We start from the raw sequence: 15,687 nt of genomic DNA, 5'->3' as shown, positions 1-15,687 counted from the left end.
TCAGGCGGCGAAGGATCGTTCCAGCCTGGGGATCAGGTCCCGGAGGTCCTGTTCCCAGCAGCCCGCGTTGTGGCCGCCGTTGCACTGGGTGCCCCAGGCGGCACCGTCGCCGTAGTCGACGTAGTGGTAGGGCATGCGCAGCGCGTCCATGCTGTCCTTGACGTGCTTGGAGGCGCTCTCCACCCAGAACTCCAAGTCGGTCGCGTCTCCGCGCCCGTTGCCCACGTAGATGGACACCCCGACGCCCGCGAGCTTGTTCATGTGCGCGGCCGGGTCCACCTCGTTGAACCTCCAGTCGGCGTTGAAGACCGGGTAGGGCGAGCCGAACGCGGCGTCACTGTCCACGCTGGGCGCGTAGCCGACGAGGGAGGCGACGACGGCCATCCGCAGGTCCATGGACCTGACCGACAGGTCGATGTCTCCCGACAGGGACGCGGTCTGGCTGAACAGGTCAGGACGGACCTGGGCGTAGTGCAGGGCTCCGAACCCGCCCATGGAGACACCGGCGACCGCCCTGGCCTGCTTGGTGGCGACGGTGCGCAGGTTCGCGTCGATGAACGGGATCACCTGCTTGAGGTGGAAGTTCTCCCAGTTCTGGGTTCCGGCCGCGGTCTTCTGGTTGAGCCAGTTCGCGTACCAGCCCCGGGCGCCGCCGTCCGGGATGACGGTGATCATCTGGTTCGAGGTGGTCAGCGCGGGATAGTTCTGCTGGATCGGATCGTCGGGCGAGCCGTGCAGGAAGTACAGCACCGGGTAGCGCTTGCCCGGGTCGTCGTAGTAGCCGCTCGGCAGGATGATCTTTATGTGGTGCTTGCCCGTGACCTCGGGCGTGGTCACGGTGATGTAGAAGTTGGTCGCGCCGCCCACCGCCGAGTCGACCTGGGTCAGGCCGAACCCGTCCGTCATGCTCGGCGGCGCGGTGCCGTCGGCGGCCTGCGCCGAACCCGTCGGCACGGCCAGGGCCACGATCGCGGCCAACAGGGCCACCACCGCGCGCCATCGGCTCGATGTCCTCGTCACAGCATGCTCCCTTGGTATCTCGATGGATCGATGGATCACGGATGAATGTGTGGACCGGTCCCAGTCCGTCAGTCCAGGACCTTGATCTCCAGCGCCGGTGAGGCCGCGATGTCCGCCTCGGTGAACCGTTCGGTCACCCACCGGCCCGCCGAGAAGAGCTTGGTCTGGTCGGCGTAGTGGGGGGAGTTCGGGTTGGCCGACTGGGAGTAGGCGAGGACCGAGGAGGTCTGCGGCGGCCCGTCAGCGGTGAAGCGCACCTGCTGGATGAAGCTCGACCCGAAGGTGATGTCCAGCTTCCCGTCGACCAGGCCCGGAGTGATCACGTTCAGCACGCCCAGTTCACCGATCGAGCCGTGGACCGGGATCTGCTCGCCGTTGCGGGTTATCTTCTGGACGTCCGACAGCGGTGCGTTCAGTGGAACGCCCGCCTTGCGCAGCGCGAACACCGCGCGGGCCAGGGCGTCGCGGACGGCGGAGTTTCCCGAGTCCAGCGAATTGGGCGTGTGCACCGGGTCCTTGGGGTCGAAGGGGACCCGCCACGGCAGTTTCTCGACCGCCTGGCCGCCGAGCAGGAAGGCCCAGTAGTTCTCGAAGAGCCAGGAACCCCGGCTGTCCGCCGTGTAGTTGTGATCCTTCCAGGCGGCCAGGACCGGGCACGCCTCGCTCACGTTGACCAGGTTGCCGTCCACCAGGACGAGTCCGAAGGGGGCGCCCTGGCACGCCGACACCGTGGCGTTGAGGGCCAGGTCGGCGGCCCTGCTGTTGTCGGCGAACAGCAACTGCCGCATGTTTTCCGGGGTGAAGCCCCGGCCCGGCAGGCCGTCGTTGCCGTCGATCCGGTTCTGCGCGGTCAGGATCAGCTCCTGGGTGCGCAGCGACCGGGGCGCCGCGGTATCGCCCATCACCCGGGGGAAGGACAGCGGCTGTGCGGGGTTGGCCAGCCAGGCGCTGTCGTTGGCGTTGCCGACGAAGTCGGACCGGATCAGACGGGGTTGCTTGTGCGGGTCGAGCAGCCCGGGCGCGACGGCGTTCGGGTCGTCGGGCCAGTCGCACGCGCTGCGCTTGCCGTCGAAGATGGAGACGGGCGGTACGTTCGGCAGTCGCAGCGTCTGGTCGAACAGCAGCCGGCCGGTCAGCGTGAGGCACGACTCGGCGTGCGCGTCGGTGATGTTCGGGGTGGCCTGGATGTCCGCGTACAGGGCCTTGCCCTTGCGGTCGGTGGCGATGGTGTTGAAGAAGGGGACGCCTTCCGTGGTCTCCAGGGTGTTCACCACGTCGTTGACGTCCTTGGCCTGGTCGAGGTGGAACCAGGTGTTCAAGGCCCGCAGGTTGTCCATGTTGACGTCGCGCACCGCGTGCGCACTGACCACCCAGGGCAGCGAGGTGCCCAGGACCGACGTGGTGATCGGGCCGTAACGGGTGGCCCACAGCGTCCTGGTGACCTTGCCGAGGGAGCCGTCCGGCTTCCGTACGTCGACGCCCACCTGCTGCGAGGTCATCTGCTGCCAGGCGCCGTCGACCAGGTACTTGGTCGGGTTCAGCGGGTCCACCTGTACGTCGAACAGCCCGAACGGAGCCACCGTGGCGACGGTGTGGGTCCAGGCGACGTCGTCGTTGTGCCCGATGTTCACCGCGGGGAAGCCGAGCAGGCTCGCCCCGGAGACGTTGGTCTTCCCCGGGATCGTCAGCTGGCTCTGCCACATCCGGTTCTTGCCCTGCCACGGGAAGTGCGGGTTGGCGAGCAGCATGCCGGTGCCCCCGGACACGCCCTGCGAACCGACCGCGAGAGCGTTGCTGCCCATGCCCTGGGCACGGCCGGCGGCCATCGCGTCGCGGATCTTCGCCGCGGTCACCTCGGGCGGGGGCGCCGACTGCGGCGGGGCGGCCGACGCCCCCGGGGGCGCGGCGTTCACCTCGCCGTCCAGCAGCACGTCGGCGGTGCCCATGATGATCTCGGCGTGCGCGTGCCGGTAGACGTCCAGCTCCGTGATCGGCCGCACCCAGGCCGCACCGCGGCAGGCCGGGTCGGAGATGTTGTTCACGCCCGTCTCGGCCAGGTACCTGTTGTATCCCTGGACGTAGCCGCGGATGGCTTCCTTGACCTCCGGCTCCGGCCCGTTGGGGGCGGGCTGGTCGATCAGCCGCTCCACGACCCGGTTGTCGTTCATCCGCTGGAAGTACAGGTCGCTGTTGAGGTTGGTGGTGGTGTTCTGGTGCTCGCCGGGGCTGGCCTTGCCGTCGGGCCCCAGGTAGCGGGACCGCTGGGCGTTGACCATGAGGTAGGTGTCGGCCAGGGTGCAGATGTTGTCCTTGGCCACCGCGTATCCGTACCCCGTGCCCAGCCCCGCCCAGTCCGAGGCGATGATGTGCGGGATCCCGTATTCGGTGTACCGGATCGTCGGCTTGTCCGGCCCCTGCCCGGCGGCTCCGGGGGCGGGTGACCCGGTGGCCGCCATCGTGCTCAGCACCGCCACCGCGACCGCGACCGCCACGGGCAGCCTCGCCCTGAATCTCCTGCGCGCCATCGAGCCGCCCTTCCCCTGGTCCGAGCCCTTGTCCGAACTCGGCCACGCTAAGGAAGAGCGATGAAATCCCCATGACACCCACACCCGCACCGGCCGCCCGCCCGCCGCCCGGAAACGCAAAAGAACCCCACCGAAGTGGGGTTCCTGCTGGTCACGTTCCCACCCTGGCCAGGACGGGCGATCTCGCCCGCTCGATCAGGCCTTTTCGATGGCCTCGAAGATGTCGGCGTCGGTCTCCTGCTGCCACTTCGGCAGGTCGGGCCAGTCGGCCACGTAGCCCGGCTTGGGGTCCTCGAAGTGCTTGAACATCTGGGCGGGCCAGCACGTCGCGACGAACCGACTCTTCCGCTCGCGCGCCTCCGCGTACCGTACGGCCGTCTCGACCGCCCGGTCGAAGGGACCAGTTCGCCCCTCAGCCTCCGCCTTGCGGCATGCCGCCGCGAAGACCTTCTCGAAGACGTACGGGACCCCGGCACGAACGTCGGCCGGAACGCGGCGAGGTCCGGCAGCAACTCGGCCGCCGCCAGCACCGGCTGGTGCCCCAGCTTCACCCGAGCCCGGACGGCCGCCACCTCCACCATCCGCCCGAAGACGTGGGCGAGCGGCAGGACCAGCAGGGTGGAGGGCTGCTCCCCGGGCCCCGCCTGGAGAACGGACTCCCACCGGGCCACCATCGTGCCGGCCTCGTACATGAAATTGCCGTGCGTGAACACGCAGCCCTTGGGGCGCCCGGTGGTCCCCGAGGTGTAGATGACGGTGGCGACGGCGTCGGGTGTGACCGCGGCGCGATGCCGGTGCACCAGGTCCTCCGTGACCCCGCGGCCGTCCGCGACGAGCGCGTCGACGGCCCCGGAGTCGAGCTGCCACAGCCGCCGAAGGTGCGGCAGCCGCTCGATGACGGACCCGACGGTCATGGCCTGGTCCTCGTCCTCGACGACGCAGGCGGTGCAGTCGGAGTCCTGGAGGATCCAGTGCACCTGCTCGACGGAGGAGGTCGGGTAGACGGGCACGGGCTGCGCGCCGATCGCCCACAGGGCGACGTCGAACAGGGTCGTCGGCGAGCCCGCCGACGGGCGCCGCGACAACGACTGGTGGGACGATGATCTCGCGCATGCCCCGCTCCTCTCCGCGCAGCGCGGCGACGCTACCCCGCACCTCACCAGGGTTGATCACCGAGCGAAGACCTCCACAAGGCCTTCCCAGGCAGGCCCGCGGAACGCGGCGGAAGAAGAGGTCCCTGGCCAGGTCGGCCGGCGGCGGCCCGATCAGAGGACACGGGGTGCGCCCGGCGTCAGGCTGTCGCCCTCCCGTGTCCAGACGGTGTCGGCGTTTCCGGAGGGACAGCAGTGGGCGTCGGTCTGGCGGTACCACTTCTCGTGCGCGGTGATCCGGCCGGGCGCGAGTTCCAGTCCGACGAGAGCGGTGGTGTACACGTCGGACTTCTGCCGCGGCGTGATCGCACCGAGCGCGGCGAGGCTGTCGCCCTTGCGGGTGAACACGACGTATGCGGCGACGAGTTGTGCGTTCATCTTCGCTCCGTCGGAACACCCCATGTAGACGGCTGCCTCGTCGCGCCGGTCACCGTCCGTGTCGCCGTATGCGACCTTGATCCCCTGCTGGATGCGCACGGTGCCCCACGTTCGGGACGTGGCGGCGGCCTCGCCCCCGGCGTCGAGCCTGACGAGTCCCGGGACATCGCAGAAATCGCCTGGAATGGGGGTTTTCGCCCAATCCACGTCATGCAGGTCGGCCGGCGCCGGGCCGACGAGCACCGGTCCCTGAGCGGGCGAGGGGGAAGGGGAGGCGGGCCCCGGGGTGACGGGTGAGGGGGTGAGGGGCGAGATCTGCGGAGCCGGGTGGGGCGAGCCGCATGCGCCGGTGAGCAGCAAGAGTGCCAGCAGTGCGATGGACGAGGAGGTTCTGCGCCGTGAGCCGCTTGCCATCGTGTCCTCCGTTCTCGTGCGCTCAGACGCACGGCGGGTCGTAGTGTCGGTCAGGGAGGTACTGGTTCCACTGTTCGCGGGTGATGCGGGAGGACTCGGCGCACAGCCGTCGCATGATCGCGGCCGGGTCCACGCTCCACAGCCGCGTGCCCCGGTCGCCGCTGGCCGCGAGGAGACTGCCGTCCGGGCTGAACGCGAGGGACGCCTGCGGGTACAGGCCGCCGGTGGCGAGCGAGGCGATCTCGACGAGGTGGTCCGGGTCGCTCGTGTCCCACAGCCGGATGCGCCCGTCCTCCGCGGCGCTGGCCGCGAGCGCGCCGGCGGGGTGATGGGCGAGTCCACTGATGCTGCCGGCGTGCGGGGCGGCACTGCCCCGGCGCAAGGGATGCGCAGGACGTGAGACGTCCCAGGTCGTGATCACCCCGCTGTCGTCACCGACGAGCAGGGTGCGGTCGACCGGGGCGAAGGCCAGTGCGGTGGCCTTTCCCCTCGCCATGTCGATGTTTCCCGCGACCGTGGGCGCGGTGTCACGGGTGACGTTCCACAGCCGTACGGTTCCCTCGCGGGTCGGCGCCGCCAGGAGCCCGCCGTCCGGGCTGAAGGAGATGGCCTGGCTGCCGGCCACGGTGCCGCCGAGCGTGTCGACGAGGACGGGCCGTGTCCGGTCGCTGACGTCCCACAGCTGTACGGTTCCCAGTTCCACCGGTGGAGGTGCCATGATCCCCGCTCCTGTCGCCAGCAGCGGGAAGGCGGAGTTCAGGCTGATGCCCGTCGCACCGTCCGAACGCGTGACCTGCGGGGTCACCATCCGCGGAGCCGCCGGGTCGGCCGTGTCCCATGCGACCACGGGCCGACCGGAGAACAGGGTGTGGCCGTCCCGGCCGAAGGCCGCGGCCTGACCGCTGGCGTTGAACGAGCCCACGGTGGCGGCCAGGCGCGGTCCCGGCTTGTCGTCCATCCTCCACACGGTGGTCGGACTGCCACCGGCGGCCAGCAGCCGACTGTCGGGGCTGAACGAGGGGGGAAAGGTTCCCTCCGTCGGCAAGATCGTGACGGTGGAGGTCCTGTCGATTCCCGACACGGCCCACACCCTTGCCGACGTCCGCTGCTCCCGGTCGCTCGCGATGGACGCGAGCGTCTGCCCGTCGGGGCCGAAAGCGATGCCGGAAACGGATGCGAATCCCGGGTAGCCGGTCAGGCGCGCACCGGAGTGGGGGCGGAAAGGGTCGGAGACGTCCCAAAGGGTGATCACTCCGTCGCGGCCGCCCAGGGCCAGGACGGTCCCGTCCGAGGAAAACTCCACGCAGCTGATGCCGTCGCGGCCCTGCGCGTTCAGATCCGAGCGGACCGCCGGCCGGGTGGGGTCGGCGACGTCCCACAGCCGCACCCGGTTGTCCGAGCCGCCGACCGCCAGAATGTGGCCGTTCGGGCTGAACGCGGCGCGGGCGTTGGTGCCGAGCGCACGGGACGGCGGGACGAGGGTGGCGACCCGGCTCACCCCGGCCGAGGAGGACAGGGTCCACAGGCCGAGTTCGAGGTCGTCCTGCGACTCCGTGAGGATCAGTGCGCCCGTACCGCTGGCGGCGATCGTGCCAGGGGGCAGGGATCCGAGGGAACGAGGCCGGGCCGGGTCCTCGATGTCGAGGAGGGAGCCGCGCGCGTTGGTCAGGACGAGGAGCCTGCCGGCGGGGGTGAACACGAGTTCGTTCGTCGCGCCCGCCGCCGCCGCGGGCACTGCCGCCAGAGTTCTGGGACCGTCCGCTGACGTCACGTCGAGCAGCCGCACCCCGCCTTCGGCGTCGCCGATCGCCAGAAGCCGTCCGTCCGGGCTGAACGCGACGGCGGCGACGCTGCCGTCCAGGTCCTTCAGTGTGGCACGCAGCACGCCGGTGGCCAGGTCGTAGAGCCGTACCCGGTCGTCGGCCACGGCGAGGAGCCCCCCGCTGCTGGACGCTACACCGCGGGCATCGCCCTTCCCGTCGATGACGCGGGGAAGGCCGCGGCTGCCGACGAGTGCCCCGGCCGCCTCGGCGGTGGGAGCGAGTCGGTAAGCCTGGACCAGCAGTTGGCGGGCCAGGTCGGGCTGGGTGTCGCTGATCGACGAAGCCTCCGCGACGAGCTGACGGGATTGGGCGACCAGGGTCTGGGACCGGGCGGCGTTGCGCTGGTGGTACGCCGTGACGCCCCCGGCGAGTGCGACCAGGAGCAGAACGGTGAGCACGGCGACGGTCGACCACACCAGGCGCATCGTCCGACGCTGCTGGCGTACATGGTCGCCGATCACCTCGTCCTTGGACCTGCCCGAGATCGGGGCTGCGAACTCCGCCACGCACTCGACCAACCGGGGGTCGGCCGGGCCGGCCTGCTCCGGGCTGTGCAGCCAGCGCAGGTCGACCCAACGGGGCTGTTGGCCGAAGCTGCCGTCCATCTCCTCGCGCGGGAGGGCATCGGTCCTCGACCAGTCGAACGACCTCCGCGAGTCGTCCCAGACAAGCGTTCCGTCGGTCCAGGCGATGAGGAGCGTGTCCGCCGACCGGTGGGTGAGCCACCAGCGGATCTCCTTCCGGACCCAGGGGGACGCGGCAGCGGCCGGGCTGGCCATGAGCACGAGCCACCGGGACGCGGTGAGTCCCCGCTCGATCTCCCGCCACAGATGGGGGCTTGCCGCCAGGTTGGTCTCGTCGCGGAACAGTCTGAGGCTTCTCGGCCTGTACCAGGGCCGGTCGAAGTTCTGTAATCGGCTCTGGAACGTCTTGGTGAGCTTCCTGTCCCAGCTGTGGCTGTACGAGATGAAAGCGTCGTATCCGGTCGGCTCCCCGGCCTGGCGCTCCAGGCCCGTGGCCATACCGCCGCCTCCGGCCTTCGGGGCGTTCAGAGCGGGCGCCGGGTGCTGTCGGCCGAGCGGCCGTCGCTCCTCTCGGACCGGTCGTCGGGGGTGCGCGGTACGGGAACCCGGCCGATCATCGACTCGGCTTCCCGTACACCGGCCAGGCGGGCGAAGCCGACAGCGTAGGCGTGGATGTCACGCTGCACCCGCTGCAGCTCCGCCCGGCAGGCGGCATTGTCAGCCCAGTCGGACTCCGGGCTGCCGGGATGAGCCTGCTCGAACTCCCGCAGCCGGGGGTGCCATTGGGACAGGAACGGCCTCAACTCGCGGTTCAGCATGGTGATCGCGAGGTACTCGACCGTCTGCCCGCCGGGCACGGGGGCGGAGGGGCGGGCGGTTTTGAGGGTCTCACGCGTCGTGGCGAAGAGCCCGTACATGGAGGTGAGCGCTTCCCGGACGACTCCCTCGTCGCTGGCCAGGGGCTGCGTGGACACGCGGGTCGCCGTTTCGATGAACATCTGCCAGGCGACCTGGCGGGAGTCGTTGTTGACGGCGAAGGTGAGTTCGCTCAGCTGCGGGACGGAGACCTTGACCTCGGTGAGGCGTGCCGTGCGCTGGTACCACTGCACGACCAGGACGGCCAGCGCGCCCGCGACCGCGCCGGTGATGACGAAGAGGCTGCGGCTGGTCACCTGGGTGAGGCTGAAGAGGACGAGTCCCGTCAGCGCGCCGACGGCCGTGGCCGCGACGAGCCGGAGCAGGACGCTGTCGAGGACACGTCGGCCACCCGCCAACCGGGTTCTGGTGCGCGATAATTGGTCGCTCATCGTTCCGTCCGTTCCCCCGCAGTGCTCCGACGTAGGAAGAACATAGCCCCCGAGGCGTCAACGCGGACAGAGCGGCCGGAAAGCGGGGCCCGCGGGTACGTATTCGCGCCACCGGCCGGCATCGAACGCGCCCCTCGCCCACTGGCACAGCGCGTGTTCCGGGTCCACGGTCGCCGCGACGTCCCACCACCGTACGGTCTCGTCCTTGCCCCAGGCAGCGACCGTCCTGCCCTCGGGGCCGAAGCCCACCCCGGTGACGTCGGCGCCGTGTCCTTCGAGCGGGACGCCGATCTGCTGCCGGGTGGTGACGTCCCAGAGCCTGACCGTCCGATCCATGCTGCCGGTTGCCAGCGTCTGCCCGTTCGGACTGAAGGCGACGGACGTCACGCCGCCGCGATGGCCGGTCAGCGGCTCCCCGATCTGTTCACGCGTGGCCACGTTCCACAGCCGGACGGTGCTGTCGCGGCTCGCGGTCGCCAGCATCGTCCCGTCGGGGCTGAAGGTGACCGCGTCGACCTGCGCGGTGTGGCTCGGGGGCGTCTCGCCGATCCGTCGCTGCGTGGCAACATCCCAGAGCGCCACGGTGTCGTCCGCGGTGTTGGTGGCGACAGTGCGGCCGTCGGGGCTGAACGTGAGTCTGTACGCACTGACATCGAGTGCCTTGCCGATCTGCCGACGCGTGGCCAGATCCCACAGGCGCACCGAATCCCTGACGGAAGTGGCGAGGACCTTGCCGTCGGGGCTGAAAGCCATGGCGCGGATATCGTCGTTCTGGGCGGGCAGCGGCTCGCCGATCCGGCGCTGTGTCGTGACGTCCCAGAGCGTCACAGCATAATTCGTGTTGAATGAGGTGGTCGCCAGCACGGTGCCGTCGGGGTTGAGGTACATCGACGAACCCATGTTCAGGACACCGGAGTCCAGCGGGTCACCGATTTGGCGCCGTGTGACGATGTCCCAGAAGCGCACCTTGGCGCCGGATCCCGCAACGGCCAGTACATGCCCACGAGGGCTGAAATCCGTAGCCATCTGTTCCCCGGTACCGACCGATGTGCCGATCTGCCTTTGTGTGCGGACGTCCCACAGCCGGACCGTGGTGTCGTCGCTCGCAGTGGCCAGGGTCGACCCGTCCGGGCTGAAGGCCACGGCCCGGGCGTTGCTGATGTGGCCGATGAACGGCGCTCCGAGCCGGATGTGCCCCACGATGTCCCAGAGTTGCACGCTGCCGTCGGCGTACGCGGCGGCGAGCAGCGCACCGTCCGGGCTGAAGGCCACCGAGCCGAAGCCTCCGGAATCGTCGGCGAACGGCTTTCCGATCGGGGCCCGGGTGGTGGTGTCCCAGAGCTGGACGGTGCCGTGGGTGTCGGCGGCGGCGAGGGTGCGGCCGTCACCACTGAAGGAGACCGACGAGATGTAGTTGTCGCCGCTGGTCAGCACCTCGCCCGTGGGCGTATGGGAACTGGTGTCCCAGAGCTGTAACCCCTTGCTGGTGCCCGTCGCAAAGGTTCTGCCGTCAGGGCTGAACGCCACCGCGGTAGTGCCGTGGGCGCGATCTCCCAGCGGCTCGCCGATCCGGCGGTGCGTCGCCACGTCCCATACCTGTACGGCCCCGGATCCGCTGTCGCCCACGAAGACGAGAGTCCTGCCGTCCGGGCTGAGGGCGACCGAAGAGATCGTCCCGGCCCGGGGCTCGAATGCGTCACCGAGCTGGCTGTGGCCGGCGACGTTCCAGAGCCGGACGGTGCCGTCGAAACTGGAGCTGACCAGAGTTTCGCCATCCGGTCCGAAGGCCAGCGACGTGACGCCTCCGTGGTGCCCGATGAGCGCGTCCCCGACCCTCCGTTGCGTCGCCGCGTCCCACAGCCGCACGACGCCGTCGTCGCTTCCGGAGGCGACGGTCTTGCCGTCCGGGCTGAAGGCCACCGATCTGACGGGCCAGGTATGAGCGAGCAATCCGGATTCCGGGTTCACTGCTGCGTTGAGCATGGCAAGGCGCGATTCCGGTGTGGGGTCGATCCGCCAGGCTGCCAGCGCTTTCAACCGGGCACCGAAGGGGTCACGGGTCGCGAGGAAGGAGCTCTGACCGATCAACTGCTGCGCAATGGCGTGGTCACGCTGGCGGGCGGCCTCGGCCCGTGCGATCAGCGCGAGCGCGGACACGGTGCTCGCCACCAGGAGGAGCAGGCCCAGTACGGCCGCGGTGATCCGTGCCGTCCGCAGATTGCGCCGGGTGTCGCGGATGCCCTCCGACTTGAGGTCGTCCTCCGGAAGACCGCGTACGACGGACGCGATGCCGAGCGCGACGCTGTCCACGTCCGGCACGAGACCGGTGCCGTTGTCGGGTCTGCGCAGGGCTATGGTTTTCCAGACCGGCTGCTGCGTGAACCGTCCCAACAGGCGGGCGGGCAGGGCCGTCGAGCGTTCCGGGTCCCAGTCGCCCCGCTGCTCGTCCCATTCCAGCTGCCCTGCGGTCACGACGAGCAGGATGGTGTCGACCGTCTTGTTCCTCAGCCACCATTCGATTTCCCGGTCGACCCACACGGATGCCTTCGACTCCGGCGAGGCCATGACCACGAGCCAGTCCGAGCGGGCCAGGCCGGCTTCGATCTTTCCCCAGAGTTCGGGCCCGATCGATATGCCGCTGTCATCGAGGAACACCCGGATCCGTGGCGGCTTGTACCAGGGCCGGGACTGCTTTTCGATCGCCCGCTGCAGGTGCGGCAGCCATTGCCGGTCACGGTCCCCGCTGTAGGAGAGAAAGGCGCCGTACCCGAGTTCGGTCCTGATCCGTCTGCGGAGGGGGAAGCGTCCCCTCTTCATGCGGCCGGCAGGTATTCGTGGCCGTTCCAGTGCAGAGTGACGTGCGAGATGGCACCCGCGGCGCAGCTCGGATTGCACGAGTTCTGGGACTGGACGATCGTGTACCGGCCGTCTCCGCCGGGGCCGGCGAGCCGGGCGTTGTAGAAGGCGTGCTTCCCGCCCCTGTAGTGGAGCTCTGGTTCCGTCCAGCCGATGTCCTCGAAACCGTCTTTGCCGGGTACGAGCACCAGTACCCCGTCATAGCGTCCGGGGTTGTAGATCACGAAGGTGTTCTTGGTGGCGTCGGATGCGGGCGAAGCGAAATGCAGGTCGTTCTCATAGATGTCCACGTCGATGGATGCCAGTGCGCTGCCACTGCTGGTGACGGACGCGACGCACCCGCTGGAAGCGCCGGAATCGGTCCGCCGGATCAGGAATACGCGGACCGCCCCGAGGGTCGGATGGCTGATGTCCCGATGATCGAGAACCGTACCCGGGCAGTGAGCGGTGTCCGGTGGAGCGGACGGGAACGAGACGGGCGAGGGCTCCGCCGACCGGGTCGGTCCGCTCGTGCTGTGTGTGCCCTTGCCGTCAGTGCATCCGCTGACGAACACCATCGCCAGAGCCGAGGCCAGCACGGCGACCCGCTTCGCTGCCGAGCCGCGCGTGCACCGTGGTAACCGCCGGCGTAAATGCCGGGAAGTGCTGGGAGGCATGGAATTCCCCCTGTGCCGGAACAAGAACGATCAACCGGGAAGTAGCGCCAAATGCTACCCAGGCGCATGTGGCCCACGGGAGAGCTTCCACGAAACCCGACCATCCGGATCCGGAACCACCGCGTCATGATCCCGCATGCCTTGAGGTGCGGGGCGTGCTCGGCCCCTCCATGCTCTCCAGGAGTGGCCTGGGGCACACTGCCGGCTGCGACCGCTGCACGGGCCAGCTGGCGCGCAGCCCTCCCGGCCCACGGCCCCGGGAACGCAAAAGAACCCCACCGGAGTGGGGTTCCTCGCGGTTACTGGTGGCCAACCGACAGAATCCGCTGAGCTGCGGCTTTACGAGAGCGTCGGGGCGTCGGTTCCCAGGTGGATCAAGATCGCTTCCCGCCCCGCTGGTCAGGGTCCCGTCACTCCGCGCCCGGGGTGACAGGGATACGGAAGAGCAGATGGCGAGCCTTGCGACGAACGGCCTCAAGGCGGCCTGCCTCGAAGGTGACGATGTCGTCGACGCGGGCGGAGTGGATGCCCGCGGACGTCTCGCGCATGTAGCGTTCGCGCAGCGCGTGGGCCTTCTTGTACGCGTCGGTCGCCAGCGCCGCAGCCATGGCTTCCTCGGAGTCGAAGCTGATCTGGACGATCGCGTCGATCGGGTCCTCCGCCCCGTCCGCGGCGAGGTCCGTGAGGTGGTACTGCACGTAGGCGCGGGTCTGCGGGAGCGTCTGGTACGTCGGACCGTACTCGTGCTTCATGAAGTGCCGGAATTCCTCGGTGGAGACCTCGGGGTTCTTTCGGATGACGGTCAGCAGGGTGATCACGGAAGATCCCTTCGGGTGCCGGTGCGGTTGCGGTCATGCCATCGGGTCAGGTGGCGGGCGTCCGAAATGCGCCCCGGCTTCCCGGCTGTGCCTCCGGAGTGAGCGAGGGCGCGGTGGTACGTCGGGAAGCCCTGTTCCTAGGAGTGCGGTACCCCCTCCGGCGTGGCCTTCCACGGATGCGGTGCGGGGGCGAGTCTCCTGGTGGCGGGATACCAGCCGGTTCCGGCCGTGGAAGAGGACGAGGAGGTGGCACGGTCATGGCGTTGTTGGGTTCGTACGTCACGCTCGGCCGTTCGGGGCTGAGGGTGAGTCCGCTGGCGCTGGGCGCGATGACGTTCGACGACGGGAGCTGGGGCTCGGCGCAGGAGGAATCCTTCGCGATCATCGACCGTTATCTGGAGGTGGGCGGGAACTTCATCGACACCGCCAACCAGTACAACGGCGGGGCGTCGGAGGAGACGCTCGGGGCGTACTTCGCGGGGCGGCCCGGGGTACGCGACCGCGTGGTGCTGGGCACCAAGTTCGGCGGCACCATGGACCCTCCCAATCCGAACGCGGGCGGGGCCGGGCGCAAGGCCGTACTCGCGCAACTGGACGCGTCGCTGCGGCGGCTGCGCACCGACTACGTGGACGTGTACTGGATGCACATGTGGGACCGGCACACTCCCCTGGAGGAGACGCTGTCGACCCTGAACGACCTGGTCCGCGCGGGCAAGGTCCGTGCCATCGGGCTGTCGAACACGCCCGCCTGGTGGGTGGCCCAGGCCGCGACGACCGCCCGGCTCCGGGGCTGGGAATCCGTGGCCGCACTCCAGGTGGAGTACTCGCTGCTGGCCCGTACCGTGGAGGGCGAACAGTTCGGCGCCGCCCGCGCGTTCGGGCTGGGCATCACCCCCTGGAGCCCGCTCGCCTCCGGAGTCCTGTCGGGGAAGTACTCCCGCACCCGCACCACCGCCACGGGCTCCGGGCGTGCGGGCTACGCGGCCCCGCTGCTGACCGAGGGGACGTTCGTACTCCTGGACGTGCTGGAAGGCATCGCCCAGGACCTGGGTACGACGGTCGCGGCCGTCGCCCTGGCGTGGGTGCGCCAGCAGGACCCCGTCACCTCAGTGCTGGTCGGAGCCCGGACCCTCGACCAGTTGGAGAGCAACCTGGCATCGGCGGCCGTGACCCTGGACCCTTCCCAAATCGCCGAGTTGAGCGCACTGACCAGGCCGGAACTCAACTATCCGCACCCATTCACCGAGGGGGTCGGGATCGGCTTCCTGCAAGGTGACGCCACGGTCAACGGTGTCACGTCAGTGGCGTTCCGCCGGTCCTGACGCGAGCACCGCCATCGAGGAGCCGAGGAGGGCGAGGGCGTCGGCGTCCGTGCTGCCCGGCTCGGCAGTGCCGATCAAGAGGTGCTGACCGGGCGTGCTCTGGACGTCGAAGGACTGGTACGTGAGGGTGAACCGGCCCACCGCCGGGTGGTTGAAGGTCTTGGGCCTGAGGCCCAGTGAACTGACGCCGTGACTGCGCCACATCTGCTCGAACTCGACGCTGCTGCTACGCAGTTCCTTGATCGTGGCGGTCATCCGGGAATCGTCCGGATGGTGTCCGGCAGCCAGGCGCAGGGCTTCGACCGAGCATTTCGCGACACTGTGCCAGTCCGCGTAGAGCTCTCGGGCCGCGGGGTCCAGGAAGAGGGAACGCAGTACTTGGCGGCGGTCGGCGAGTGGCGAGAGGAGGGCATCGGCCAGGGCATTGGCCGCGAGCACTTCGAGGCGGCGGTTGATGACGTACGCGACCGCGGTGGGGAAGCCCTCCATGAGCTGGAGCAGAGCCGGGTCCACTTCGTCCGACTCGTCGGCGGCCTCGGCCGCCGGCAGGAGGCCCGCGAGGCGGTAGGCGTGCCAGTGGGCGTCGGCGTTCAGGCGCAGTGCCCGCGAGAGGGCGTCGATGACCTGGCCGGAGGGGTTGCGTTCGCGCCCCTGTTCGAGCCGCGTGTAGTAGTCGGCGCTGACGCCGGCCAGCACGGCGACCTCCTCGCGCCGGAGCCCCACGACCCTGCGGTGCCCGTAGGTCGGAAGACCCACTTCCGCGGGCTTCAGACGGGAGCGCCGCGCTTGCAGGAATTCGCCGAGTTCGTACCCGCTCATGACTCGATCGTACGCGGCGCCTTCCTGGGAGTGGCGCACCCAGGAAGTCTCGCCCTGCCTGCCCTGGGCGATCG

The 15,687-nt window shown here is 69.6% G+C and carries 10 protein-coding genes and 1 pseudogene; 1 reads left to right on the top strand and 10 read right to left on the bottom strand.

Annotated elements, in window-relative coordinates:
- The 9 genes and pseudogenes from OHS33_RS30050 to OHS33_RS30010 form a co-directional block, all read right to left on the bottom strand.
- Window positions 1–1,020: an alpha/beta hydrolase gene (locus OHS33_RS30050; RefSeq protein WP_330333543.1), complete on the bottom strand. Its 1,020-nt coding sequence runs from the start codon at window positions 1,018–1,020 to the stop codon at window positions 1–3.
- A 68-nt stretch (window positions 1,021–1,088) separates the two neighbouring features.
- Window positions 1,089–3,545, bottom strand: coding sequence for a penicillin acylase family protein (locus OHS33_RS30045; protein ID WP_330333542.1), 2,457 nt, complete (start codon window positions 3,543–3,545; stop codon window positions 1,089–1,091).
- 339 nt (window positions 3,546–3,884) lie between these two features.
- Window positions 3,885–4,630, bottom strand: a pseudogene (locus OHS33_RS30040) (AMP-binding protein); the annotation flags it as partial.
- A 180-nt stretch (window positions 4,631–4,810) separates the two neighbouring features.
- The gene (locus OHS33_RS30035; protein ID WP_330333541.1) at window positions 4,811–5,173 is read right to left on the bottom strand and encodes a hypothetical protein; all 363 of its coding nucleotides are present in this window, start codon (window positions 5,171–5,173) and stop codon (window positions 4,811–4,813) included.
- Between the two features lie 337 nt (window positions 5,174–5,510).
- Window positions 5,511–8,333: a TIR domain-containing protein gene (locus OHS33_RS30030; protein WP_330333540.1), complete on the bottom strand. Its 2,823-nt coding sequence runs from the start codon at window positions 8,331–8,333 to the stop codon at window positions 5,511–5,513.
- Window positions 8,334–8,359: 26 nt separating this feature from the next.
- Window positions 8,360–9,142 (bottom strand): hypothetical protein, encoded by a 783-nt coding sequence (locus tag OHS33_RS30025; protein ID WP_330333539.1) that lies wholly within the window; start codon window positions 9,140–9,142, stop codon window positions 8,360–8,362.
- A 57-nt stretch (window positions 9,143–9,199) separates the two neighbouring features.
- Window positions 9,200–11,959 (bottom strand): TIR domain-containing protein, encoded by a 2,760-nt coding sequence (locus OHS33_RS30020; RefSeq protein ID WP_330333538.1) that lies wholly within the window; start codon window positions 11,957–11,959, stop codon window positions 9,200–9,202.
- Window positions 11,956–12,555: a hypothetical protein gene (locus tag OHS33_RS30015; RefSeq protein WP_330333537.1), complete on the bottom strand. Its 600-nt coding sequence runs from the start codon at window positions 12,553–12,555 to the stop codon at window positions 11,956–11,958. Before OHS33_RS30015 ends, OHS33_RS30020 begins: the two co-directional genes overlap by 4 nt.
- A 509-nt stretch (window positions 12,556–13,064) precedes the next feature.
- The gene (locus OHS33_RS30010) at window positions 13,065–13,472 is read right to left on the bottom strand and encodes an EthD family reductase (RefSeq protein ID WP_330333536.1); all 408 of its coding nucleotides are present in this window, start codon (window positions 13,470–13,472) and stop codon (window positions 13,065–13,067) included.
- Window positions 13,473–13,729: 257 nt separating this feature from the next.
- On the opposite strand from OHS33_RS30010, the gene OHS33_RS30005 reads away from it, so the two are divergent.
- A complete protein-coding gene (locus OHS33_RS30005) occupies window positions 13,730–14,794 on the top strand; it encodes an aldo/keto reductase (protein WP_330333535.1) in 1,065 nt (354 codons plus the stop codon).
- Here the strand turns inward: OHS33_RS30005 and OHS33_RS30000 are convergent.
- A complete protein-coding gene (locus tag OHS33_RS30000; protein ID WP_330333534.1) occupies window positions 14,771–15,613 on the bottom strand; it encodes a helix-turn-helix domain-containing protein in 843 nt (280 codons plus the stop codon). The two genes, OHS33_RS30005 and OHS33_RS30000, sit on opposite strands and share 24 nt — an antisense overlap.
- Between the last annotated feature and the right edge of the window lie 74 nt (window positions 15,614–15,687).

It is taken from the genome of Streptomyces sp. NBC_00536 (assembly GCF_036346295.1).
Classification (GTDB): domain Bacteria; phylum Actinomycetota; class Actinomycetes; order Streptomycetales; family Streptomycetaceae; genus Streptomyces.
The sequence above is the reverse complement of the archived record's forward strand: the minus strand, read 5'-3'. Positions and strand labels throughout refer to the sequence as shown.